This is a genomic window from Methyloversatilis sp. S146-33 (assembly GCF_059552495.1).
The window spans coordinates 91,886-113,638 of sequence record NZ_JCANOT010000015.1 but is presented as its reverse complement, the minus strand read 5'-3'; the positions used below and the strand labels follow the sequence as shown (position 1 = coordinate 113,638).

The 21,753-nt window shown below is 68.5% G+C and carries 19 protein-coding genes; 6 read left to right on the top strand and 13 right to left on the bottom strand.

Going from position 1 to position 21,753, the window contains the following annotated elements:
• Positions 1 to 246: 246 nt before the first annotated feature.
• A complete protein-coding gene (locus tag AC51BJ_RS03315; RefSeq protein WP_496279319.1) occupies positions 247 to 2,661 on the top strand; it encodes a putative bifunctional diguanylate cyclase/phosphodiesterase in 2,415 nt (804 codons plus the stop codon).
• Between the two features lie 14 nt (positions 2,662 to 2,675).
• Here the strand turns inward: AC51BJ_RS03315 and AC51BJ_RS03310 are convergent, their stop codons facing one another.
• The 3 genes from AC51BJ_RS03310 to AC51BJ_RS03300 all read right to left on the bottom strand — a co-directional run bounded on the left by AC51BJ_RS03310 (position 2,676) and on the right by AC51BJ_RS03300 (position 7,839).
• Positions 2,676 to 3,260, bottom strand: coding sequence for a DNA-3-methyladenine glycosylase I (locus tag AC51BJ_RS03310; RefSeq protein WP_496279318.1), 585 nt, complete (start codon positions 3,258 to 3,260; stop codon positions 2,676 to 2,678).
• Positions 3,257 to 5,947, bottom strand: a complete 2,691-nt coding sequence (locus AC51BJ_RS03305) for a bifunctional acetate--CoA ligase family protein/GNAT family N-acetyltransferase (RefSeq protein ID WP_496279377.1) — start codon at positions 5,945 to 5,947, stop codon at positions 3,257 to 3,259. The genes AC51BJ_RS03310 and AC51BJ_RS03305 overlap by 4 nt, the downstream gene beginning before the upstream one ends.
• A gap of 185 nt (positions 5,948 to 6,132) precedes the next feature.
• Entirely contained in the window at positions 6,133 to 7,839 is a 1,707-nt protein-coding gene (locus tag AC51BJ_RS03300) for a sensor histidine kinase (RefSeq protein ID WP_496279317.1), read from the bottom strand.
• Positions 7,840 to 7,932: 93 nt separating this feature from the next.
• Here AC51BJ_RS03300 and AC51BJ_RS03295 point away from each other — a divergent pair, with 93 nt between their 5' ends.
• Positions 7,933 to 8,460 (top strand): class I SAM-dependent methyltransferase, encoded by a 528-nt coding sequence (locus AC51BJ_RS03295; protein ID WP_304003400.1) that lies wholly within the window; start codon positions 7,933 to 7,935, stop codon positions 8,458 to 8,460.
• Here the strand turns inward: AC51BJ_RS03295 and mnmH are convergent.
• Both mnmH and AC51BJ_RS03285 read right to left on the bottom strand, forming a co-directional pair.
• Positions 8,412 to 9,530 (bottom strand): tRNA 2-selenouridine(34) synthase MnmH, encoded by a 1,119-nt coding sequence (gene mnmH, locus AC51BJ_RS03290; protein WP_496279316.1) that lies wholly within the window; start codon positions 9,528 to 9,530, stop codon positions 8,412 to 8,414. The genes AC51BJ_RS03295 and mnmH overlap by 49 nt on opposite strands.
• Before the next feature lie 43 nt (positions 9,531 to 9,573).
• Positions 9,574 to 10,197: an arylesterase gene (locus AC51BJ_RS03285; RefSeq protein ID WP_496279315.1), complete on the bottom strand. Its 624-nt coding sequence runs from the start codon at positions 10,195 to 10,197 to the stop codon at positions 9,574 to 9,576.
• On the opposite strand from AC51BJ_RS03285, the gene AC51BJ_RS03280 reads away from it, so the two are divergent.
• A complete protein-coding gene (locus AC51BJ_RS03280; protein ID WP_496279314.1) occupies positions 10,196 to 10,885 on the top strand; it encodes an ABC transporter ATP-binding protein in 690 nt (229 codons plus the stop codon). The two genes, AC51BJ_RS03285 and AC51BJ_RS03280, sit on opposite strands and share 2 nt — an antisense overlap.
• A gap of 308 nt (positions 10,886 to 11,193) precedes the next feature.
• Here AC51BJ_RS03280 and AC51BJ_RS03275 read toward each other — a convergent pair whose 3' ends face one another.
• Genes AC51BJ_RS03275 through arsS form a run of 8 tightly spaced genes read right to left on the bottom strand, consistent with a single transcriptional unit; the run spans position 11,194 to position 19,773 of the window.
• Positions 11,194 to 12,291, bottom strand: coding sequence for an FAD-dependent oxidoreductase (locus tag AC51BJ_RS03275; protein WP_496279313.1), 1,098 nt, complete (start codon positions 12,289 to 12,291; stop codon positions 11,194 to 11,196).
• Entirely contained in the window at positions 12,288 to 13,019 is a 732-nt protein-coding gene (locus tag AC51BJ_RS03270) for a DUF3047 domain-containing protein (RefSeq protein ID WP_496279312.1), read from the bottom strand. The genes AC51BJ_RS03275 and AC51BJ_RS03270 overlap by 4 nt, the downstream gene beginning before the upstream one ends.
• A complete protein-coding gene (locus AC51BJ_RS03265; protein ID WP_496279311.1) occupies positions 13,013 to 13,642 on the bottom strand; it encodes a TIGR04282 family arsenosugar biosynthesis glycosyltransferase in 630 nt (209 codons plus the stop codon). Before AC51BJ_RS03265 ends, AC51BJ_RS03270 begins: the two co-directional genes overlap by 7 nt.
• Entirely contained in the window at positions 13,635 to 14,321 is a 687-nt protein-coding gene (locus AC51BJ_RS03260; RefSeq protein ID WP_496279310.1) for a TIGR04283 family arsenosugar biosynthesis glycosyltransferase, read from the bottom strand. The genes AC51BJ_RS03265 and AC51BJ_RS03260 overlap by 8 nt, the downstream gene beginning before the upstream one ends.
• Positions 14,318 to 16,468 carry a dihydrolipoyl dehydrogenase family protein gene (locus AC51BJ_RS03255; RefSeq protein ID WP_496279309.1) on the bottom strand — a complete coding sequence of 717 codons (2,151 nt, stop codon included), beginning with the start codon at positions 16,466 to 16,468 and terminating at the stop codon, positions 14,318 to 14,320. Before AC51BJ_RS03255 ends, AC51BJ_RS03260 begins: the two co-directional genes overlap by 4 nt.
• Positions 16,465 to 17,409: a hypothetical protein gene (locus tag AC51BJ_RS03250; protein WP_496279308.1), complete on the bottom strand. Its 945-nt coding sequence runs from the start codon at positions 17,407 to 17,409 to the stop codon at positions 16,465 to 16,467. The genes AC51BJ_RS03255 and AC51BJ_RS03250 overlap by 4 nt, the downstream gene beginning before the upstream one ends.
• Complete coding sequence (locus AC51BJ_RS03245) at positions 17,406 to 18,800, bottom strand: sodium:solute symporter family transporter (protein ID WP_496279307.1); 1,395 nt, start codon at positions 18,798 to 18,800, stop codon at positions 17,406 to 17,408. Before AC51BJ_RS03245 ends, AC51BJ_RS03250 begins: the two co-directional genes overlap by 4 nt.
• Before the next feature lie 10 nt (positions 18,801 to 18,810).
• Positions 18,811 to 19,773 carry an arsenosugar biosynthesis radical SAM (seleno)protein ArsS gene (gene arsS / locus AC51BJ_RS03240; RefSeq protein ID WP_496279306.1) on the bottom strand — a complete coding sequence of 321 codons (963 nt, stop codon included), beginning with the start codon at positions 19,771 to 19,773 and terminating at the stop codon, positions 18,811 to 18,813.
• Positions 19,774 to 19,912: 139 nt separating this feature from the next.
• Here arsS and acuI point away from each other — a divergent pair, with 139 nt between their 5' ends.
• The 3 genes from acuI (at position 19,913) to AC51BJ_RS03225 (ending at position 21,682) form a co-directional block, all read left to right on the top strand.
• Positions 19,913 to 20,902 (top strand): acrylyl-CoA reductase (NADPH), encoded by a 990-nt coding sequence (acuI, locus tag AC51BJ_RS03235; protein ID WP_496279305.1) that lies wholly within the window; start codon positions 19,913 to 19,915, stop codon positions 20,900 to 20,902.
• A 126-nt stretch (positions 20,903 to 21,028) separates the two neighbouring features.
• Entirely contained in the window at positions 21,029 to 21,346 is a 318-nt protein-coding gene (locus AC51BJ_RS03230; protein ID WP_304008106.1) for a c-type cytochrome, read from the top strand.
• A 12-nt stretch (positions 21,347 to 21,358) separates the two neighbouring features.
• Positions 21,359 to 21,682 (top strand): c-type cytochrome, encoded by a 324-nt coding sequence (locus tag AC51BJ_RS03225; RefSeq protein ID WP_019918047.1) that lies wholly within the window; start codon positions 21,359 to 21,361, stop codon positions 21,680 to 21,682.
• The last annotated feature ends 71 nt before the right edge of the window (positions 21,683 to 21,753 follow it).

Sequence of the window (21,753 nt, the reverse complement as noted above, 5' to 3'; positions counted from 1 at the left end):
TCTATGCCCGGCGGCGCCATCGTGCCGAGGAATGCGGCACTTCAAGCACAGGCGTGGCGTGCGCTCGGCCCGGCCGGACGCAGGCGCAGCGACCGTCGATCTGCTGCGCTGCGGCAGCGACTCGCGCCGCTGCGCGTTCAAGTCCGCGCGACGCCGCGCCGATATGAGCGAAGCAACGCGTCGGATCGATGTTCAAGCAGGGGTGGCCGCAGCGGGCCATGTCCCGGAAAGAAGAGTCTGCAGATCATGCGCACAACCGGAACCGCCTCGTCGAGCACCGCGGGCCTCGCCGCGCGGCTGAATCGCTGGCTGGATGACGTCATCGGCACACGCAATGCCGATGCGCATCTGGCCGCCCGCATCCGAGCGCAGCAACTGCGCTCGGTGCTCCGGTTTGCACCGCTCACGCTGACCGCCAATCTGTTCAATGCGCTGCTCATCGTGGTCGTGTTCTGGGGCAGCGAGCCGCCGTGGGTGCTGCTGCTGTGGCTGGCCGCACTGACCGTCGCGATGCGCTCGACGCTGCGTGCCTGGCGCCGCGATCAGGCCTCGCCGCCCGTGCGGGCGTCCGAGCGCGCCATACGCCGCGCCGCGCTGCACGCTGGCGTGCTGGCACTGCTGTGGTCGGTGCCGTCGCTGCTGTTCTTCACCCGCGCCGAGGCCGACAGCGCGCTGCTGGTCACGCTGATCTCGGGCGGCATGATGTGCGCCGGCAGCTTCGTGCTGGCCAACATTCCACGTGCAGCCGTGCTCTATGTACTGCTGTTGTGTGCCTCCAGTTCGCTTTCCTTCGTCATCGACCACCCGGTCCGCAACCTCGATCTCGTGGTGCTGATGAATTTCTATGCCGCGCTGGCGCTTGCCTGCGCCATCGCCAGCGCCCGCACCTTCGGCGCCCGGCTGCTGGCCGAAGCCGAGGCGGAGCGGCAGAAGCAGCTGGTCGGCCTGCTGCTGCACGACTTCGAGGCGCATTCGAGCGACTGGTTATGGGACACCGACCGCAACGGCTTCCTGCAGCACGTGTCGGCGCGGCTGGCCGAAACCTTCGGTCGCTCGCTCGACGAACTGCGCGCGCAGCCCTTCATCGAGCTGTTCGCCCAGGGCGGCCGCGACATGAACGACGCCGAGCGCGACGCGTTGAGCACGCTGGCCGCGCATCTGATGCAGCCAGTGCCCTTCCGCGACGTGCAGGTGGCGCTAGTGGTGGAGGGCGAACGACGCTGGTGGGCGCTCACCGCCAAACCGCTGTTCGATGAGGGCGGTCACCACGCTGGCTGGCGCGGCGTGTGCTCCGACATCACCGACAGCCGTCGCGCAGCGCTGGAAATGTCGACGCTGGCCAATTTCGATTCGCTGACCGGGCTGGCCAACCGGCACCACTTCCGCAACCAGCTGGCGGCGATCCGTCCGGCCGGTTCGGAGGAGGCGCGGCCGTGCGCGCTGTACTTCTTTGATCTGGACGATTTCAAGAACGTGAACGATTCGCTCGGCCATGCCGCCGGCGACCGTGTGCTGCAACTGGTGTCGCAGCGCCTGCAGGAGCGCATCCGCGCCGGCGACGTGCTGTCGCGGCTGGGCGGCGACGAATTCGCGCTGATCTGCTGGGGCTGCCGCACACCGGAGGGTGCAGCCGAACTTGCCCAGCGACTGCTCGACACCTTCGCGTCGCCGGTCCTGATCGACGGCGTCAGCGTGCAGATCGGCAGCAGCATAGGCATCGCGCTGGCGCCGCAGCACGGCAGTGACCCGGATGCGCTGCTGAAGAATGCCGACATGGCGCTGTACGCGGCCAAGGCCGCCGGACGCAATACCTGGCGCTTCTTCGAACAGGACATGGACGAGCGCGCACGCCGTCGCCTGAGCATGCACAGCGATCTGCTCGGGGCGCTGGAACGTGACGAATTCGAACTGCACTATCAGCCGCAGATCCACATGCGCAGTGGCCGCGTCGCCGGTTTCGAGGCGCTGATCCGCTGGCGCCATCCGCAGCGCGGCCTGGTGTCGCCGGGCGAGTTCATTCCGCTGGCCGAGGAAACCGGCCTCATCGTGCCCATCGGCCGCTGGGCGCTGGAGCAGGCCTGCCTGGCCGCGGTGCGCTGGCCGGACGACATGCATGTGGCGGTCAATGTGTCCGCCGTCCAGTTCGCGCGCGGCGCGGTGGTCGAGGTGGTCCGCGATGCGTTGACGCAGAGCGGCCTTGCGCCGGATCGGCTGGAAATCGAGGTGACCGAGTCGCTGCTGATCCACGACAGTGCGGCGGCGCGCGACACGCTGAGCACGCTGCGCGCGCTGGGCATCGGCATCGCGCTCGACGATTTCGGCACCGGTTATTCGTCGCTCGCCTATCTGCGCAGCTTCCCGATGACCAAGCTGAAGATAGACCGCTCCTTCGTCACCAGCCTGAACGAGGAGGAGGGCGGTGGCGCTATCGTGCGCGCCATCATCAATCTGGCCGACGCCTTGCGTCTGGACACCACGGCCGAAGGGGTCGAAACGGCGGCCGAGTGGGCGGCGCTGGCTGGCAAGGAGTGCACCTATGCGCAGGGCTACCTGATGTCGAGACCGTTGCCGGAGCCGCAGATTGCGGCCTTCATCGGCGGCTGGCGCGGGCTGGACGCCTTCCAGGCGGAGGAAAGCCGGCCGCTGCGCGCGGTCGGCTGAACACCGCCGGCTTTTCAGTCCAGCGGACGGATCAGTTCGCGGTGGCGAAAGCAGTCGACCAGGTGGTCATTCACGACGCCCACCGATTGCATCCAGGCATAGACGATGGTGCTGCCGACGAAGCGGAAGCCCAGCCGTGCCAGTTCCTTCGACAGCTGGTCGGACAGCGGCGTGCTCGACGGGCAGTCGCCGAGGCGCCGCCAGTGATTCACCATCGGTTGCCCGCCCACCGCGTCCCACAGCAGATCGCCCAGCGATCCGCCGCGCTCGTGCAGCGCCAGCAGCGCGCGCGCATTGCCGATGGTGGCGTCGATCTTGAGCCGGTTGCGCACGATGCCGGCGTCGGCCATCAGCCGCGCCCGGTCGTCTTCGTCATAGCGGGCGATGCGCTGCGCGTTGAAGCCGGCGAAGGCGCGGCGGTAGCCCTCGCGCTTGCGCAGTATGGTGATCCAGGCCAGTCCGGCCTGCGCACCTTCCAGTATCAGGCGCTCGAACAGCTCGCGTTCGTCGCGCACCGGCACGCCCCACTCGCTGTCGTGGTACTCGACGTAGAGCGGGTCCTGCCCACACCACGTGCACCGGGCGGGCGCTGCACTCATGCCGGGCGCAGAAGCAGTTCGCCATTCACCAGCGAACTGTCCTCGGGATCGCGGTTGATGTGGAAGCCCAGGCTCTGCACGAAACGCAGCATGCGTTCGTTGTTGGCGAGGAAGACGCCTTCCATCACCTTGAGGCCGCGCTCGCGCGCCGCTTCGATCAGCAGATTCATCATGATGCGGGCCAGGCCCTGACGCTGCCAGGCGTCGGCGATGACGATGGCGAATTCGCAGGTTTCGCCGTCCGGATTCACCACGTAGCGACAGACCCCCAGCTGTTCCTCGGTTTCGCCCTCGCTGACCGCGACCAGCGCCATTTCGCGGTCGTAGTCGATCTGCGTGAGACGCGCCAGCAATTGCGGCGGCAGCTCCTTGATCGTGCTCATGAAGCGCAGGTAGCGCGTTTCCGCCGACAACTCGCGCACGAACTTGGCTTCGCGATCAGCGTCTTCCGGCCGGATCGGGCGGATGATGGCGCGCGTGCCGTTGGGCAGGTTCACCACGTGCTCAAGCCGTGCCGGATACGGGTGGATGGCCATGTGCGAATAGGGCGTGGCCGTCGGCTGCACGTCGGCGAGGATGATGCGGGCGTCCACCGCCACGCAGCCGCTCTCGTCGACCAGCAGCGGATTGATGTCCATCTCGCGTATCCACGGCAGCTCGCACACCATTTCCGATACGCGGATCAGCACCCGTTCGAGCGCTTCCATGTCGATCGCCGGCATGCCGCGGAATTCGCCCAGCATGGCCGACACGCGGGTGCGCTGGATGGCGTCGCGCGCCAGTTCGACGTTGATCGGCGGCAGCGTCACCGCGCGGTCGCGCAATACCTCGACCCTCGTGCCGCCGTGGCCGAAGCTGATGACCGGGCCGAACACGTCGTCGTGCACCACGCCGACGAACAGCTCGCGCGCATTACGCTTGTTCACCATCGGCTCGATCGACACGCCGCGCAGTCGGGCGTCCGGCTTGCGGCGGCCGACTTCGGCCATCAGTTCCTGCCAGCAGTCGCGTACCGAACGCAGGTTATCGACATGCAGGCGCACGCCGCCGACGTCGCTCTTGTGCGTGATGTCCGGCGAGTCGATCTTCATCGCCACCGGCAGGCCCATCTCCTCGGCGTACACCATGGCCTCGGTAGCGCTGCGCGCCACGACGGTCTGCGCGATCGGTATCCGGAAGGCGGCCAGCAGTGCCTTCGATTCCATCTCGGTCAGCACGGTGCGCCGCTCGGACAGTGCGGTTTCGATCACCAGCCGGGCCGATTCCACCGACGGCGGATCGAGGTCCTGCGCCAGCGAGGCGGGTGCGTGGCGCAGCAGCTGCTGGTTGCGGTAGTAGGACGAGATGTGGTGGAACAGTTCGACCGCCGGCTCTGGCGAGCGGAAGGTCGGGATGTGCGCGGCCTCGAACAGCGAGCGCGCGGCGCGCACCTGATCGCAGCCCATCCAGCAGGTCATCAGTGGCTTGTTGGCGGTCTTGGCGATATCGATCACCGCCTCCGCCACCGCGGTCGGATGCGTCATCGCCTGCGGCGTCAGCAGCGTGAGCACGCCATCGACACCGGGGTCGGCCAGCACCGCTTCCAGCGCGGCGCGGTAGCGCGCGTCGTCGGCGTCGCCGATCAGATCAATGGGGTTGGCGTGCGACCAGGTCGGCGGCAGCGCGCTGTTGAGCGCTTCCAGCGTTTCCGGCGCCAGCTGCGCCAGCGGAATGCCGAGGTCGGCTGCACGGTCGGCGGCCATCACGCCCGGGCCACCGCCGTTGGTGACGACGGCCAGCCGCTTGCCGGCCGGCTTGAAGCCCGTGAACAGCGCGTTGGCGGCGGAAAACATCTGGCCCAACGTCGACAGCCGCACGACGCCGGCGCGGCGCAGTGCGGCGTCGAACACGTCGTCGGCGCCCACCATCGCGCCGGTGTGCGAGGCGACCGCCTTGGTGCCGGCCGGATGACGGCCGACCTTGATCGCCAGCACCGGCTTGACGCGGGCGGCGGCGCGCACCGCGCTCATGAAGCGGCGCGCGTCGCGTATGCCCTCGATGTACATGAAGATGCTTTCCGTCTTCGGGTCGGCAATCATGTAATCGAGGATTTCGCCGAAATCGAGGTCGATCGAGGCGCCCAGCGACACGACGGTCGAGAAGCCGACGCCGTTCGACTGCGCCCAGTCGAGCAGTGCTGTGCACACGGCGCCCGACTGCGAAATGAGGCCGATGCTGCCCGCCTTGCCGGGCGAGCGCGCAAAAGTGGCATTCAGGCCCAGCGACGGGCGCATCAGGCCCAGACAGTTTGGGCCGATGATGCGCACGCCGTTGCGCTTGGCGGCGGAGCGGGTGCGGCGCACCAGTTCGGCGCCGGCCGGACCGGTTTCCGCGAAACCGGCGCTGATCACGATGGCCGCCTTGATGCCGGCGCGACCGCATTCGTCTATCAGGCCGGGCACCGTGCGCGCCGGCGTGCAGATGATGACGAGGTCGGGCCGCTTGCGCAGGTCGTCGATGCGCGCCACGCAGGGCACGCCGAAAACCGTTTTGTGTTTCGGATTGATGGCGTGCAACTCGCCGCTGAACTGCGCGTCCAGCATGTTGCGGACGATGACTGCGCCGATCGAGTCCGGCCGCTCGCTGGCGCCGATGATGGCCACCGACTGCGGCTCGAACATGGATTTGAGATAGTGCTCGTACTGCATCATGAACTCCCGTGTCTGGGAAGGCTTTCAGGCAGTGTGGGGTGTCCGCCCTGTGCGCTTCCGTGAGCAGTGCGCCCGTGCACGTTGGACCCCAGTATATTGCATTGCAGCATAAATGCCGCTTGTGGAAATCCACACTTCGCGGCGAGTGTGGTGCGCAGCCTACATCCTTGCGCCCGCTGCCGTCAGTGAGTCGGGTCGGGCAGTGTGAAGTAGAAGCAGGCGCCCTTGTCCGGTGCGCCTTCGGCCCAGATGCGGCCGCCGTGGCGATTGACGATGCGCTGCACGGTGGCCAGACCGATGCCGGTACCGCTGCGGTCCGATTGGTCGTGCAACCGGTTGAAAGGCTTGAAAAGCTGTGCCGCGTGCGCCATGTCGAAGCCGATGCCGTTATCGCGGATGTGGAACACCACCTCGCGGTTGCGCAGTCGGGCGTCGAACTCGATTTCCGCGGTTTCGCGCCGTGCGGTGAAGGTCCAGGCGTTGCGCAGCAGGTGCTCCAGCAGCACGCGCGCCAGCATCGGGTCGACGCGCGCCATCAGATGCATGCCGATGGCCAGCTTGCCCTCGCGTTCCGGCGATTCCGCCCGCAGGTCGCGCATGATGGCGCGCGCCAGCGCCGACAGGTCGACCTCGGCGCGGCTGATCGGCGTACGCGTGAGCCGGCCCAGTTCGAGCAGGTCGTCGATCAGCGTCGACAGCTTCTGCGAGGCGGCGCGGATGCGCGCGAGGTGGCTGTGCGCCTGCGCGTCCAGCTGGTCGCCATAATCTTCCAGGATGATCTGCGAGAAGCCGTCGATGGCGCGCAGCGGGTTGCGCAGGTCGTGCGATACCGAGTACGAGAAGGCTTCCAGTTCGCGATTGGACGCCTCCAGCTCGGCGGTGCGGCGCTTCACGCGGCGCTCAAGCTCCGCATTCATGTCGTACAGCGTTGCTTCGGCCTGTTTGCGCTGGGTGATGTCCTCGATGCTGCCGGACAGGCTTTCGAGCTTCCCGTTGCCGTCGAAACGGGCTCCGATGGCGATTTCCAGCCAGCGCGCCGACGCGCTGCCGGTGCCGGTGCGCACCTCGATCTGCATCGAATCGCGGCGGCCGTCGAGCATCGGCTCGAGCCGCGCCAGCAGATAGCGTGCCTCGTCCTTGCTGAGCCAGCGCAGGATGCGCTGGCCGATGGCCTGGTTCACCGGCTGGCCGGTCAAGGTTTCCCAGGCGCGGTTCAGGTAGGTGAAGCGGCCGCGTGCGTCGATGCGGAAGATGACTTCGCGCAGGTGATTGACCATTTCGCGGTGTCGCGTCTCGACCTCTCGCAGCGCCCGGGTCGACTGCACGAAGGCGGTTTCGTCGCGGCCGGTACCGCGATAACCGCACAGCTGGCCGCTGCCGTCGGTGATCGGGCGACCGCGCAGCTCGATGTGGCGCACCACGCCGTCCGGCCGGTGCAGCACAAGATGAAGCTGCAGCGATTTGCCGCTCTGGAACTGGCGATGACATTCCTCCCAGTCGCCGTGCACCGGCGACAGGGCGTTGATTTCCCACAGGCGACGGTTGCGCACGGCACGCTGGTCCAGTGCGCTGGCCAGGTGACCTTCGGCGCGCGAATACTGCAGCCGGAGCGCGGCGTCGGTTTCCCAGTGCCAGTCGGTTGCCAGATCGGTGTAGTCGCGCAGGCGGGCGGCGTCGAGCCGGTGCTGCTCGACCTCCCGTGACAGCCGGTCCTGTTCGCGCAGCGCGAGCACGCCGATGCCGAGGCTGGCGGCCAGCACCGCGAGCCCGACCGGCAGCGACTCGGTGGCGGCGAGCGCTGCGGCGAGCAGGGCGAGCGGCAGTGCGCGCCACAGAAAGAATGTCCGTGCGCCACGGGTGGGCGGCGGAAGGTCCGGAGAGCGGAACATTATTGTCCTTGGTATGCCCGGGATGATAATGCGGCCCCTCGACACGAAAACCCGAATAAGGGCCCGCAGATGGCATCTCATCCTCATTTTTCAATGCAGGACGCGTCGGACTGGGTGGTGCGTTTCGGCGCACTGATCCCGCCTGGCGCCGACGTGCTCGACCTGGCCTGCGGCGGCGGTCGCCACGCGCGCTGGCTGGCCGGGCGCGACCTGAACGTGCTGGCGGCCGACCGCGACGCCGCGGCGCTGGCGGCGCTGGACGGGCAGCCGCGCATCCGTACGCTGTGCGCCGACCTCGAGGGCGGCGACTGGCCGTGGGGCGAAGCCTGCTTCGATGCCGTGGTGGTGACCCGCTATCTGTTCCGGCCGCGGCTGGACCGCGTCGCCGCATTGCTCAAGCCGGGCGGCCTGCTGATCTACGAAACCTTCATGGACGGCAATGCGCGCTTCGGCAAGCCGTCGAACCCGGATTTCCTGCTGCGGCCGCATGAGCTGCTGGACTGGGTGCGTGGCTGGGGCAGCGTGATCGCTTTCGAACAGGGCGAGATCGCCCGTCCAGCGCCGGCGATGATTCAGCGCATCTGTGCGGTGCGTTCGGACGTGCTGCCGGTGCTGAACTGAGCCGAGGCGGCTGCGATCTGACCGGACAGCCGATCGATGCCTGCATCGTCCAGCCGCTCGGCGGTGACGGTCGGGGCATCGGTGTGGCGGCTGAAGTTGTTCGACTGCGAGCGACGGTACAGTGGGTCGTAGTGCTGTTCGAGCAGACCCACAACCAGCTCGGCCCACTGCCCGGTGCGCGCGAGTGCGGACCAGGCCGCTACGGTTTCGCGGCCGCGCAGCTCGATCAGGCGCTCCAGCCGCTCGATCAGCGCTTCGGGATCCTGCGTCATGTAATCGTAGTCGCGCAGCAGGAATTCGGTCCGCGCTGAGGCGGGCACTTCGATGCGGATGCAGGGGGCGGCACGCAACCGCTCGATCAGTGCGTCCGGCACGGTGACCAACCCGATGCGGCGGCTTTCCGCCTCGGCGAACACCGGGCGCGCCGGGTCGAGTGCCGACAGTGCGTGCAGCAGGCGCGACTCGAACAGTTTCTGCGGCGGCTGGTCGATGCCGGGCTGGCGGCCGAGTACCGAGCCCTTGTGCGCCGCCAGCGCCTCCAGGTCCAGCACCTGTTCGCCGCGTGCGGCGAGGCGTTCGAGCACGCGGCTCTTTGCGCTGCCGGTCGGGCCGCTGACCACGCGGAAATCGAAAGCGGCCGGCAGTGCCGCCAGCCGCGCCAGCACGTCGCGCCGATAGGCTTTGTAACCGCCTTCGAGCTGGTGGGCATCCCAGCCGACCTGGCGGAATATCGTGACGAAGGCGCCGCTGCGCTTGCCGCCGCGCCAGCAGTAGATCAGCGGCCGCCAGTCCGGCCCCTTGTCCTGGAAGCGTTCGAGCAGGTGACGGCCGATATTGATCGCCACCAGCGCCGCGCCGCGACGCCGCGCGACGAAGGGCGACACCTGCTTGTACAGCGTGCCGATTTCCGCCCGCTGTTCATTGTCGAGCGCCGGGCAGTTGATGGCGCCCGGTACATGGTCGAGTGCGAATTCGGCCGGCGAACGGGTGTCGATGATGTCGTCGAAGCCATACAGCTGGTCGACCTGGGCGATGCCGGCCGGGCGGCGCTGGCCGGAAGGGGCGTTCATGCAGCGGGTGTCCTGTCTGTTCGTGATGTGCGCCGCGGCGTGCTCAGCGCCGCGCCAGCGGCTTGCCGAGCAGGGAGCGCAGCGGCGCCCATACATTGTCCACGATGCGCGGCTGCGCCGCAGCAACCGGATGGATGCCGTCCGGCAGGAACTGCTGCGGATCGGTGGCGAAGCCGTCAAGCAGGAAGGGCAGCAGCGCCGATCCGGTGGACTTTGCGACCTCGGAAAAGGTGGCGGCGAACTTTTGCGTGTAGTCGGGGCCGTAGTTCGGCGGCAGCTGCATGCCGGCAATCAGCACCTTGGCGCCGCCAGCCTGCGCCTTGCGCGTCATGCTTTCCAGGTTGTCGCGCATCGTTTTCAGCGACAGGCCGCGCAGGCCGTCGTTGGCACCCAGTGCGATGATGACGACGGCAGGCTTGTGTGCGGCCAGCGCGGCGTCGATGCGCGACAATCCGTTGGCGGTGGTGTCGCCGCTGGTGCTGGCATTGACCACCGCATGGCCGTAACCGGACTGCTTCAGCCTGTCGCCGAGCAATACCGGCCAGGCCTCCTGCTGGCGCAGGCCGTAGCCGGCAGACAGACTGTCGCCGACCACCAGCACGGTCTGCGCAGCGACGGGGAGGGCGGCGAACAACAGGACAAACAGGGACCAGAAAAGCTTCTTCATGCCTACAGACACTCCGCAAACAGGCCGGCTGCTCGAAGTCAGCGGGCTGGGAAAACAGGTCAGCAGCGGTAATGCGCCGCTGCAGATTCTTCAGGATATCGCCTTCGAGGTCGGGGCCGGCGAGGCGCTGGCCATCGTCGGTGCCAGCGGTTCCGGCAAATCGACGCTGCTCGGGCTGCTTGCCGGTCTTGACCTGCCGAGCGCCGGTTCGGTTCGCATCGCCGGCCAGGACATCTTCGCGCTCGACGAGGACGCACGGGCCGAATTGCGCGGTGACAAGGTGGGCTTCGTGTTCCAGTCCTTCCAGCTGCTGCCGGCATTGACGGCGCTGGAAAACGTCATGCTGCCGCTGGAACTGGCCAATGCCAAGCGCGTGCGCGAGCGCTCCATCGCGCTGCTCGAACGTGTCGGTCTGGGCGGCCGGCTGACCCATTATCCGCGCCAGCTGTCGGGCGGCGAACAGCAGCGCGTCGCGCTCGCGCGCGCCTTCGCGCCGGCGCCGCAGCTGCTGCTGGCCGACGAACCGACCGGCAATCTCGACGCGGCGACCGGCGCCTCCATCATCGACCTGATGTTCGAAATGAACGCCGAACAGGGTACGACCCTGGTGCTGGTGACCCACGACGAGGCGCTGGCTGCCCGCTGCAGCCGGCGCATCCGGCTGGCGGCCGGGCGGATGATGGCGTAGCGGCCTGGACCGCCTGTGGCATTTGCAGGCCGCCGCCTCCGATCCATGCCGCTATCGCGAGCAAGCTCGCTCCCACAGGAAACCGGGCTCCGACGATGGTGCGGCAGTGCCTTTCGTGGGAGCGACCTCTGGTCGCGATGCGGCATTTGCGGGCCGCCGCCTTCGATCCAGGCCGCTATCGTGAGCAAGCTCGCTCCCACAAAACCATGCGCCGACGGCGAACAGGGCGCGACCCTCGGCTGAGCGACCTTTGGCCGCGACGCGGCTTCGGCACGGGCGCCGCGCCTGTGTCCCCGAACTGATCGTCCTCAGCCCGCGGCCGTCTCGCTGTCGGCCTGCGGATCGAAACGTCGCACGAAGCCGCGGTCTATCGCGTCTTTCCAGCGCCACACCCAGTCGCCCTTGAGCAGCCAGCCGCCGCGGGTGGCGATGGCGTGGCGGCGGCCGCAGGCGAGCAGCATCAGCGCATGCCGCTGCGCATGCCAGTCGAGCGGCGGCTGGCCGGCCATCATGCGCGCGATGTTGGCCGCCAGTGGGGGGCCGGCGCGCACTGCATAGACACCGGACTTCGGCCGCGGCGAAGCAGTCAGCGTGGCGACGTCGCCGGCGGCGAACACTTCGGCGTGCGAGGTCGACTGCAGCGTTGCGCCGACCTCGATGAAGCCGCGCGCGTCGAGCGCCAGTCCGCTGTTCCGCAGCCAGGCGGGTGCGGCGGCGCCGGTGGCGAGCACTGTGAAATCGCTGGCGATGGTGCGGCCGTCCGCCAGCTGGAGGGTATCGGCGTCGATCCGCGTGACCTCGGCACCGGTCACGACATCGATCCGCTGGCGCGCGAACTCGGCGCCGACGCTGCGCTGAAGCCGCACACCCAGTCCGCCAAGTGGCGCCGTGCCGCGCTCGACCAGCGTGCAGCGCGCCGCAGGCCAGCGGTGATGCAAGGCCATTGTCACCTCCACGCCGGCTGCACCGCCGCCCAGCACGCTGACCGCGCGCGGCGTCACGACGGCGCAGCGCGCGAGCAGGTCGGCGATCGGCTTCACCGGCTGCGCGTACTCGGCCGCGCCGGGAATGTCGGGGCGCTGCGGGGTCGAGCCGATGTCGATGGACAGCAGGTCGTAGTCGACGGCGCCACCGCCGGCCAGTCTGATCCGGCGCCGCGCGCTGTCGATGCCGATGGCGCGGTCCAGCGTGAGGTGGCAGCCGGCGCGCGCGGCCAGCGGGTGCAGGTCGATGCAGGCCTGACGCGAGGTGTAGTGACCGGCGAGCACGCCGGGCAGCATGCCGGAGTAGGGCGTCAGCGCGTCCGGCGTGATCAGCCGGATGTCGGCATCGGGCCGCTGTCGGGCGAAGGCTTCGAGCACGAAGAGGTGGGCGTGGCCGCCGCCGAGCAATACCAGTCTTTTCACGGCAGTGGCTGGGCGTCGAGCGACAGGTCGCCGAAATGGCCGAGCGAACTGCCGGCGGTGTTGTCGGTGTCGGCCGCGACGACGACGCCGATCACCGGCGGAGCGTCCTCGCCGAAGGCTTCGCGGAAGTCATCGCGCAGGTTGCGGCGGGCGTTGCGCCAGACGCCGGTCGGCGCGCCTTCGCCTTCGACCGCGATCATGCGCACGCGGTCGGTGTAGGCACTCCAGGCGCGGGTGCCCGGTGGCACGCGGTTGTCCCACACGTAGCAGAGCACGGCGGCGGGTACCTGGTCGCCATGCAGCGCGCGGGCGATGCGCAGCTTCGTGCGGGCGCCGAAGGGCAGCTTGGCGATGTCGTAGTCGAACAGCACATAGACGCGCAGCACGTAGTCGTCGCCATCGCGGGTGGCGAAGCGATTGCCGGTCGGCAGACGGTCGGCACGCCAGCGCCAGTTCAGCCAGGGCGTTGCGGTGGTATCGAAGCGACCGGCGTGGATCAGTGCCGACGCGGCATTGACGGCTTCGGCGCGCAGTACGGTCTGCCCGTCCAGCGCGCTCAGGCGGAAGTCGGCCGGTGCGGCCTTCCCGCCCAGCGTCCACGGTGTCCAGCCGGCGATGGCGGCACCGGCCGACTGCGACGAAAAGCGCGGCAATGCGCTGTCCGCACACACCTCGCCGGCCAGCGCCAGCGCAGTCGCCCACAGCAGCAGGCGCAGTCGGGTCAGCATGCGCCGCCCTCCAGCAGGCCTTCGCGCAGCGCGCGCTGCCAGTCGGCCGGGTGATCGACGTCGTAGCCGGTCGGCAGCACGCGGGTGCGCAGGCCCAGCGCGTCGAGGCGCGCGCGCGTCTGCGTCCATACCGACGGGGTGCCCCAGGTCGGGCCGTCGAACAGCGCCGGCTGCCGGCTGCGCAGTGCGACCAGCAGGTAGCCGCCGTCCTCGGCCGGCGCGAAGGCGGCGTCGTGCCCGCGCAGCGCCGCGGCGGCGGCGGCCAGATCGGTGGCCTGCAGCGACACCGCGTCGGCGCCGATCAGCACCACGCGCGCGTGTCGCGACAGTGCGTCGTCGAAGGCCTGCGCCATGCGCCGGCCGACATCGCCCGCCGACTGCGCGTGCAGCGTGACCCCGAACTCGCGCGCACAGTCGGCGAAGAAGGGGTGGTCGCAGTCGGGCGCGCACCACAGTTCGACCGCGCCAAGGCCGGCCTCGACCGCAGTGCGCAGCGCACGCCGTGTGAGTGCCGCGCTGGCACGCGCCGCGCCGTCGGCGCCGAGTGCGGGCATCAGCCGCGTCTTGGCCGCACCGGCGACCGGCGCGCGCGCGAAAACGAGTACCGCGGTCGATTCAGTCATGGTGCGGCCGATAGCTGCGCGCCAGCGTCTGCGGGTCGGCGCCGAAGAAGTAACGCAGGCGAAGGCGCCACATCAGCCACACAGTACGCAACACGCCGTGCTTCTCCCAGCGGCGCCCCGAGGTGCGTACGCGTGCCCGCAGACAGGCTGGCGCACTGAGGCTCAGTGCGCGGCGCGAGAAATCGATGTCCTCCATCAGCGCGATCGGGGCGAAGCCGCCGAGGTGGTCGAACAGCGCCCGCGTGCAGAACATCGCCTGGTCGCCGGTGGCGATGCCGCTCAGGCGCGAGCGCAGATTCATCATGAAGGCGACCACGCGCAGCAGCGGCGAACGGCCTTCGATCGTGACGTCGAAGCGGCCCCATTGCGCACCGCTGTCGAGCGCGTTGTCGATCAACAAGGGCGCGCCGGCCGGCAGCGTGCTGTCGGCGTGCAGGAAGAGCAGCACCTCGCCGCGGGCATGCGCGGCGCCTGCATTCATCTGCAGCGCGCGCCCTCGTGACGACGCAACGAGCACATCGCACAAGGGCCGCGCCAGTGCGCAGCTGTCGTCGCGGCTGCCGCCGTCGGCGACGATGAGCTGCACGCCTGCCGCGCGCAGCGGCTGCAGCGCCTGCAGCGTCGCGACGATGCCCGGCGCCTCGTCCAGCACCGGCACGATGATGGACAGCCGCCTCACCCGCGCATCCACGCGTGGTAGCGGCCGACCCATTCGAGCAGCTTCTGCGGCGCGTGCGCGCGCTTCCAGACGCCAGCGGCGTACTTGTTCGCCTCGTTCATGGTCGGGTAGATGTGTATCGTGCCCAGCAGCTTGTTCAGCCCCAGACCGTGGCGCATCGCCAGCACGTATTCGGCGATCAGTTCGCCAGCGTGCTCGCCGACGATGGTGACGCCCAGTATGCGGTCGCGCCCGGGCACCGTGAGCACCTTGACGAAACCGTGCGCGGCCTCGTCGGCGATGGCGCGGTCGAGGTCGTCGAGGCCGTAGACGGTCACTTCGAAGGGCACGCCCTTTTCGGTTGCTTCGCTTTCGTTGAGGCCGACGCGGGCGACCTCCGGTTCGGTGAAGGTGGCCCAGGGGACGACCGAGTAATCGACGCGGAAGCGGCGGAAGCGGCCGAACAGCGCGTTGACCGCCGCATACCAGGCCTGATGTGCCGCCATGTGGGTGAACTGGTAAGGACCGGTCACGTCGCCGCAGGCGTAGATGTTGGGATACAGCGTCTGCAGGTAGTCGTTGGTGTCGACCGTGCGGTTCGGGCGCAGCGCGATGCCCAGTTCCTCCAGTCCGTAGCCGCTGACGTTTGGCGTGCGGCCGACCGCGCACAGCAGCGCGTCGAACACGATGCGCACTTCGCCGGCCGGGCCGTCGGCGTACAGCACACGCTCGTCTCCCTCGACCGCGAAGCGTGCCGCCTTGTGCCGGGTCAGCACCTGCACGCCGTCGGCGGCGAACTGCTGCTCGACCAGCGCCGACACTTCGGGGTCCTCGCGCAGCATCAGCCGCTCTGCCATCTCGACCTGGGTAACGGCTGCGCCGAAGCGGGCGAAGGCCTGCGCCAGCTCGCACCCTATCGGCCCGCCGCCCAGCACCAGCAGGCGTTGCGGCAGCGTGCGCAGCGACCATACGGTGTCCGAGGTCAGTACGTCGATCCGGTCCATGCCCGGTATCGGGGGCACGAAGGGGCGGGCGCCGGCGGCGATGACGATGTTGCGTGCGCTCAGTGTGCGCGCGCGCCCGTCTTCGCCGAACACCTCGACTGTCCAGGGCGAGGTGATGCGCGCATTGCCTTGCACGCAGTCGACGCCGAGCGCGTGGTAGCGCTCGACCGAGTCGTGCGGTTCTATCGTGCGTACGACGCGGGCGACCCGTTCCATCACGTCGGCGAAATCGAAATCGACCTGCGCCGACTTCATGCCCAGCGATTGCGCCTTTGCCGTCTGCGCGATGAAGCGTGCCGAACGGATGAGCGCTTTCGACGGCACGCAGCCGGTGTTCAGGCAGTCACCGCCCATGCGGTGCTTCTCGACCAGTGCAACGCTGGCCTTCACCGCAGCCGCGATGTAGGCCGTAACCAGCCCGGCACTGCCGCCGCCGATCACCACCACATTGTGGTCGAAGCGCGCCGGCCGCGGCCAGCGTTTGTAGACGGCACGGGCGCGCACGAGGTCGATTGCTTTGCGCGCGATCAGCGGGAACAGGCCCAGCAGCACGAAGGCGCCGATCAGGCCCGGCGACAGGATGCCGGCGAGCGAGTCGATCTGCCCGAGCTGGGTGCCCGCATTCACGTACACCGCGGTGCCGGCCAGCATGCCGACCTGGCTCACCCAGTAGAAAGTGCGTGCCGGCAGCCGGGTCAGTGCCATCGCCAAGTTGATGACGAAGAAGGGGAAGGCCGGCACGAGACGTAACGTGAACAGGTAGAGCGCGCCGTCGCGTTCGATGCCGCGGTTGATCGCGTCGAGCGACTTGCCGACCCGGGTCTGCACCCATTCGCGCAAAAGGAAGCGCGCGATCAGGAAGGCGAGCAGGGCGCCCAGGCTGGAGGCGAAGGACACCAGCGCAAGCGCCACCCAGAAGCCGAACAGCGCGCCGCCGGCCAGCGTCATCACCGCGGCGCCGGGCAAGGACAGCGCGGTGACCGCGACATAGACCACGAAGTAGATCGCTGCCGCCGCCCACGGGGCAGCGGCGACGCGCTCGTTCAGCATATGCTGTTGCGCCTTGAACCAGGCCAGATCGAAGAAGCGGCCGAGGTCGAAGGCGAAGAAGGCGCCGACCAGCGCGAGGAGGATCAGCAGCAGCGCCAGCTTGCGGGCGTTCATGGCGCTGCCTCACGCAGCGTCCATGCGGGTCCGTGCAGGATGCGCTCGCGGTAGTTCAGTGCGGCCGGCGAGCCGGCCGGCCACTGGCTGTCGAACTCGTCCAGCCAGCGGGCATGGTCGTAATGCAGCGGCAGCGCATCGACATGCACGCCGCGGATGCGTGCGCCATACAACGGCTCATGCGGCGACGGCGTGACGGCGATGCGCGACACGACGCCGTGCAGCGCGCCGCGGAAATTGGGCATGCCGGCGGCGCCGTTGTTGATCACTGCGCCCTCTCCGAAGCGCGCAAGCGCGGGCAGACAGGTGTGGCTGCAGGCGAACACGTCGCAGCGGGCGGCAGCGAAGGCCGCTTCGTGCGCTGCGCGCTGCGCCGGGTCGTGCAGCGCGCGTGCGTCGAAGGTCCAACCGGCCAGCGCATGGGCGTCACCATGGACCACACCGACGCGCGCGTCGCCGACGCGCACCGCGCGCCAGTAGTCGAGCGAGGCCAGTTCGCCGCGCCACATGGGATCGTGACGCACGGTCTGCGACAGCCGGGCGTGGATCAGATTCGAGCGGGTGACCACCGCCTCCGGCACCGCGTCCGGGTAGGCGCAGCCGCAGCCGGCGTCGTCCGCGTCATCGGCCAGCTCGGCTTCGACATTGCCGGCGATCGCATCGAAGGCGAGCACGCGGCGCTGCACGTCGGCGAAGTGGGCGGCGTCGATGTCGAACCAGTGGAAGTCGCCGTTGAACAGCACGCGCACCGGGCCGCGCTCGGCTTCCAGCAGGCGGGCGAGCGCGTCCAGCGCGGGGCGGTTGCCGTACAGGCCGCCGACCACGTACAGCGTGTCGGCCGCGAGGTCGTGCGCGGTACTGGCGAGTGCGCCGGCACCGTAACGGTAGTGCAGCGGGCAGCTGCGGCCCGGCGTTCCGCGCGCGATGTCGTCCATGTTCATGTCGCCCGCCGTGTCAGCAGCGAAGGCAGCAGGTAGCCGGCCGTGCACAGCAGCAGCCCGTACAGATTGACGCCGAGCAGCTTGGCGTACTTGCCGCTGCCGATGGCCCAGCTGTCCGGTATCAGACCGGCGGCAAGCAGCACGCCGAGGATCATGCCGGTCCAGAAGGCAAGATGGAAGGAGAGCGCGGCGGCGCGTGTGCCGGGCTGCGTGAAACCGGCCAGCAGGAAGATGGGCGCCAGGCCGATCACCATGGTGCCGCTGATCGTCGTCGCCTTCAGGATGTCGGTGCCGGCAATCATCGGAATGTTGCCGAGCAGCGCGATCGCCGCCATCGCCAGCATGCCGACGCCGATGGCGCGCACCGGCTCCGGGCGGCCCGCCAGTTGCGGCAGTTCCTGCGCGACGTGGCGGGCAACCGAGGAGAAGGTCGAATCCAGCGTCGAACCGGCGGCCGCCACCATCACGATGGTCATCACGAACAGTGCGGCGGGCCCCATGCTGCGGGCGAGTGCCGCCGGCACGTTGTCGCCGCCGGCGATGCCTTCCAGCCGTGCGTGTACGCCCACCAGCGAGAACAGCAGGATGCAGGCGAAGCCGAGCAGCCCGGCCCAGACGAAGGCGCGCAGCATGCTGCGCTCGTTGGTGATGAAGCCGCGGTCGGTCAGTACCGGGTCATGGAAGGGATAGGACAGCACCTGCAGTGCGGCCACCAGCAGCAGGTCGACGCCGGCCTCGAGTCGCCAGTCGCCGGTCGACAGCAGCGTCGCCGGTCCGTGCGTCGGCAGCACCATCAGCATGACGACGGCGAAGAAGCCGACGAACAGCACGGTCTGCAGCACGTCGGTGTAGATGGAAGATCGCAGTCCGCCCTTCAGGCTGTAGAACAGCGTGGCCGCGGTAAACAGCAGCGCGGCGCCGATGAAACCGGCCGAGCCCGCTTCGCCGTAGTAGCCACCAACCACCGAGGTGTTGCTCCACACTTCGTTGAACAGCCGAACGAGGATGGCGAGTGAAAAAGCCAGCGCCGCCATACGGCCGTGACGGGTGATGAGGAAAGACAGCAGCCCGGTTGCTGCATACCTGCGACGCAGCCGCAGGATGGCCCAGCCGGCGAGCGGGATGGACAGCCAGTAGGTGGCGTAGGCAAGGCCGCCGACGATGCCGTAGGTGGCGCCGAGGTTGGCCGCGTTGGTGATGGACTTGGCGAATATCCACGAGATGAAGATGCTCGCACCGAGCGCCCAGGTGGCGGCCGGGCGGCCTGCTTCATCATGACCGCGGAAGAAGCCGGCGTGACCGACCGCGCGCGGCGACAGTGCGTACATGCCGGCGCCGTACAGGATGAGGAAGCCCCAGAAGGCGGCACCGAAAAGCAGCGGATCGTTCATGAACGTCCCTTCAGTTGAGCGCGCCGCCACAGGACGACCCCTGTCCGGCAGTGCAGCCGTAGCAGTGGTCGGCCACCACCACCGAATTGCCGTCGAGGTCGCGCCCCAGCAATTGCGACAGGTGGGTGCGCGGCCGCCCCTCGACGCGCAGCGGCAGCCCCAGCATCTGGTTGAAATCGCAATCGTAGACGTGGCCCTGCCAGTCCACACTCAACTGGTTTCGGCACATCACGTGCTGCAGGTTGTCGTCGCGGTGGGCGCCGCGCAACAATTCCATGTAGCTGGAGAACAGACCCTTGGACACCAACGTCGAGCCGAAGCGCTGGATCGGCATGTTGGCCAGCGTCAGCAGGCGGGTGAATACGATGCCGTACTCGCGCCCGAGGTGCTCGCGATACGCCTCTTCCAGCTGGGCCTGCGGCGGCGGCAGGGCCGGACCCTGCGGGTTGAACACCAGATTCAGTTCGAGGCCGCTGTCCGTCCGGCCGTAGCCGAGCCCATTCAGCTGCTTCAGCCCGGCAATGCTGCGCGCGAACACGCCGTTGCCGCGCTGACGGTCGACGTTGTCCTCCAGGTAACAGGGCAGCGACGCGGTCACTTGCACGCCCTGTTCGGCCAGGAAGGTCGCCAATCCCTCGTGATCCGGTTCGGACAGGATGGTGAGGTTGCAGCGGTCCACCACCGCGACGCCCAGCGCGCGCGCCTCGGTGACCAGGCTGCGGAAGTGCGGATTCATTTCCGGCGCGCCGCCGGTCAGGTCGAGCTGACGGATGTCGCTGGCGCGGATGAAGTCGAGCACGGCGCGGATGTTCTCGGCGCTCATCTGTTCGGTGCGCGTCGGGCCCGCATTCACGTGGCAGTGCAGGCAGCTCTGGTTGCAGGTGTAGCCCAGATTGACCTGCAGCACTTCGGTATGACGCCGGCGCAGTGGCGGGAAATCGGTGCGGGACAGCAGCGGCAGGGTGGCGTGCATGCAGGAGGGTCCTCGATGTCTGTGCGGCAGCAGACCGCCCGGGGGCGGAAAACCTTACGGTCAGGGTGCAGTATGCTTGCCCGGCACCGGGGTACGTCATCGATGACGTACCCACGCCAACGACCGGAGGAAAGAAGGAATGTTCAAAGGCATATTGCTGGAGCAGGGCGAGGGCGGCAAGACGATCGCCAGTCTCAAGGATCTTGACGAAGCAGCGCTGCCGGAAGGCGATGTGCGCGTCGCCGTCAGCTGGTCCAGCCTGAACTACAAGGACGCGCTGGCCATCACCGGCCGCAGCCCCATCGTGCGCAAGTGGCCCATGGTGCCGGGCATCGATTTCGCCGGCACGGTGGAACAGAGCAGTCACCCGCTGTGGAAGGCCGGCGACGCGGTGGTGCTGACCGGCTTCGGCGTTGGCGAAGGTCACTGGGGCGGTCTGGCACAGCGCGCGCAGGTGAAGGGCGACTGGCTGGTGGGTCTGCCGGCCGGGCTCGATGCGATGCATGCGATGGCGGTCGGCACGGCCGGTTTCACCGCCATGCTGTGCGTGATGGCGCTGGAACGTCACGGTCTGCAGCCGGGCGACGGCGAGGTGCTGGTGACCGGCGCCAGCGGCGGCGTCGGTTCAGTCGCGGTGGCGCTTCTGGCCCGGCTCGGTTACCGCGTGGTGGCCAGCACCGGCCGGCTGGAAGAGACCGATTACCTGAAATCTTTGGGCGCCGAATCGGTGATCGACCGCGCCACGCTGTCGGCACCCGGCCGCCCGCTGGCGAAGGAGCGTTGGGCAGGCGTTGTCGACAGCGTCGGTTCGCACACGCTGGTCAATGCCTGCGCGGCGACGCGCGAGAACGGTGCGGTGGCGGCCTGCGGCCTGGCTCAGGGCATGGATTTCCCGGCCACGGTCGCGCCGTTCATCCTGCGCGGCGTCACGCTGTACGGCATCAACAGCGTCACTGTCGCCCGCGCACCGCGCGAGGCGGCCTGGGCGCGCATCGTGCGCGACATGCCGATGGACCTGCTGGACCGCATGACCGAGGTGGTGCCGCTTGCCGACGTGATCGCCGTCGCGCCACGCTTCATCGACGGACAGGTGCGCGGTCGCCTCGTGGTCGATACGTCGGTCGTCTGAGGAGCACCGGCGGCGCGTTTGCCAAGCACTGTTGCGGCGCACTAATTTTGACGCTCATCAAGTACTTGGCTAAACTGCGCCGCGATTTTGCAGGAATCCACTTCAACCCATAAGAAGAGAGACTCGATGAGCGCCAGGACCCTTCTTGCTGTCGTAGCCGTCTGCGCCAGCCCGCTCGCCTTCGCTGCCGAGGGCAGTGCCGACGCAGCCAAGGACAAGATTTCGATGTGCGTCGGCTGTCACGGCATTCCGGGCTACCAGACCGCATTCCCGAAGACCTACAAGGTGCCCCGTATCGGCGGTCAGTACCCGGAGTACATCGTTGCCGCGCTGCAGGCCTACAAGAACGGTGACCGCAAGCACCCGACGATGACCGGTATCGCTGCCAGCCTGACCGAGCAGGACATGGCCGACCTCGCCGCCTACTACGGCGCCCAGAAATAAGGAACGCAGGCCATGATGAAGAAATTCGCTTTCGTTGCGCTCGCCGCCATGGTGGGCATGTCCGTCGCCCACGCCGGCGATGCCGCCAAGGGCAAGGAAAAGTCCGCTGCCTGCGCCGCCTGTCATGGTGCCGACGGCAACAGCCCGGCGCCGGCCTTCCCGCGCATCGGCGGTCAGCACGAGGACTACCTGCTGCAGGCGCTGCAGCAGTACAAGAAGGGCACGCGCAAGAACGCCATCATGGCGGCTCAGGTCGGTGCGCTGAGCGACCAGGACATGGCCGATCTGGCCGCCTACTTCGCGTCGCAGGCCGGTCCGCTGGTCACCCGTCGCTGAGTTTGTTTGTGCTCCAGTAAAAAAGCCGGCTTCGCCGGCTTTTTTATTGCCCCGCTTGCCGTGCGCCGCCG

What these genes read in the sequence shown, in the direction of transcription:
- AC51BJ_RS03255 (WP_496279309.1), bottom strand. Translation starts at nt 16,468, where the DNA reads ATGAACGCCCGCAAGCTGGCGCTGCTGCTGATCCTCCTCGCGCTGGTC.
- acuI (WP_496279305.1), top strand. Translation starts at nt 19,913, where the DNA reads ATGTTCAAAGGCATATTGCTGGAGCAGGGCGAGGGCGGCAAGACGATC.
- AC51BJ_RS03305 (WP_496279377.1), bottom strand. Translation starts at nt 5,947, where the DNA reads ATGCAGTACGAGCACTATCTCAAATCCATGTTCGAGCCGCAGTCGGTG.
- AC51BJ_RS03295 (WP_304003400.1), top strand. Translation starts at nt 7,933, where the DNA reads ATGCAGGACGCGTCGGACTGGGTGGTGCGTTTCGGCGCACTGATCCCG.
- AC51BJ_RS03300 (WP_496279317.1), bottom strand. Translation starts at nt 7,839, where the DNA reads ATGTTCCGCTCTCCGGACCTTCCGCCGCCCACCCGTGGCGCACGGACA.
- AC51BJ_RS03265 (WP_496279311.1), bottom strand. Translation starts at nt 13,642, where the DNA reads ATGACTGAATCGACCGCGGTACTCGTTTTCGCGCGCGCGCCGGTCGCC.
- AC51BJ_RS03230 (WP_304008106.1), top strand. Translation starts at nt 21,029, where the DNA reads ATGAGCGCCAGGACCCTTCTTGCTGTCGTAGCCGTCTGCGCCAGCCCG.
- arsS (WP_496279306.1), bottom strand. Translation starts at nt 19,773, where the DNA reads ATGCACGCCACCCTGCCGCTGCTGTCCCGCACCGATTTCCCGCCACTG.
- AC51BJ_RS03250 (WP_496279308.1), bottom strand. Translation starts at nt 17,409, where the DNA reads ATGAACATGGACGACATCGCGCGCGGAACGCCGGGCCGCAGCTGCCCG.
- AC51BJ_RS03280 (WP_496279314.1), top strand. Translation starts at nt 10,196, where the DNA reads ATGCCTACAGACACTCCGCAAACAGGCCGGCTGCTCGAAGTCAGCGGG.
- AC51BJ_RS03310 (WP_496279318.1), bottom strand. Translation starts at nt 3,260, where the DNA reads ATGAGTGCAGCGCCCGCCCGGTGCACGTGGTGTGGGCAGGACCCGCTC.
- AC51BJ_RS03315 (WP_496279319.1), top strand. Translation starts at nt 247, where the DNA reads ATGCGCACAACCGGAACCGCCTCGTCGAGCACCGCGGGCCTCGCCGCG.
- mnmH (WP_496279316.1), bottom strand. Translation starts at nt 9,530, where the DNA reads ATGAACGCCCCTTCCGGCCAGCGCCGCCCGGCCGGCATCGCCCAGGTC.
- AC51BJ_RS03225 (WP_019918047.1), top strand. Translation starts at nt 21,359, where the DNA reads ATGATGAAGAAATTCGCTTTCGTTGCGCTCGCCGCCATGGTGGGCATG.
- AC51BJ_RS03285 (WP_496279315.1), bottom strand. Translation starts at nt 10,197, where the DNA reads ATGAAGAAGCTTTTCTGGTCCCTGTTTGTCCTGTTGTTCGCCGCCCTC.
- AC51BJ_RS03245 (WP_496279307.1), bottom strand. Translation starts at nt 18,800, where the DNA reads ATGAACGATCCGCTGCTTTTCGGTGCCGCCTTCTGGGGCTTCCTCATC.
- AC51BJ_RS03270 (WP_496279312.1), bottom strand. Translation starts at nt 13,019, where the DNA reads ATGCTGACCCGACTGCGCCTGCTGCTGTGGGCGACTGCGCTGGCGCTG.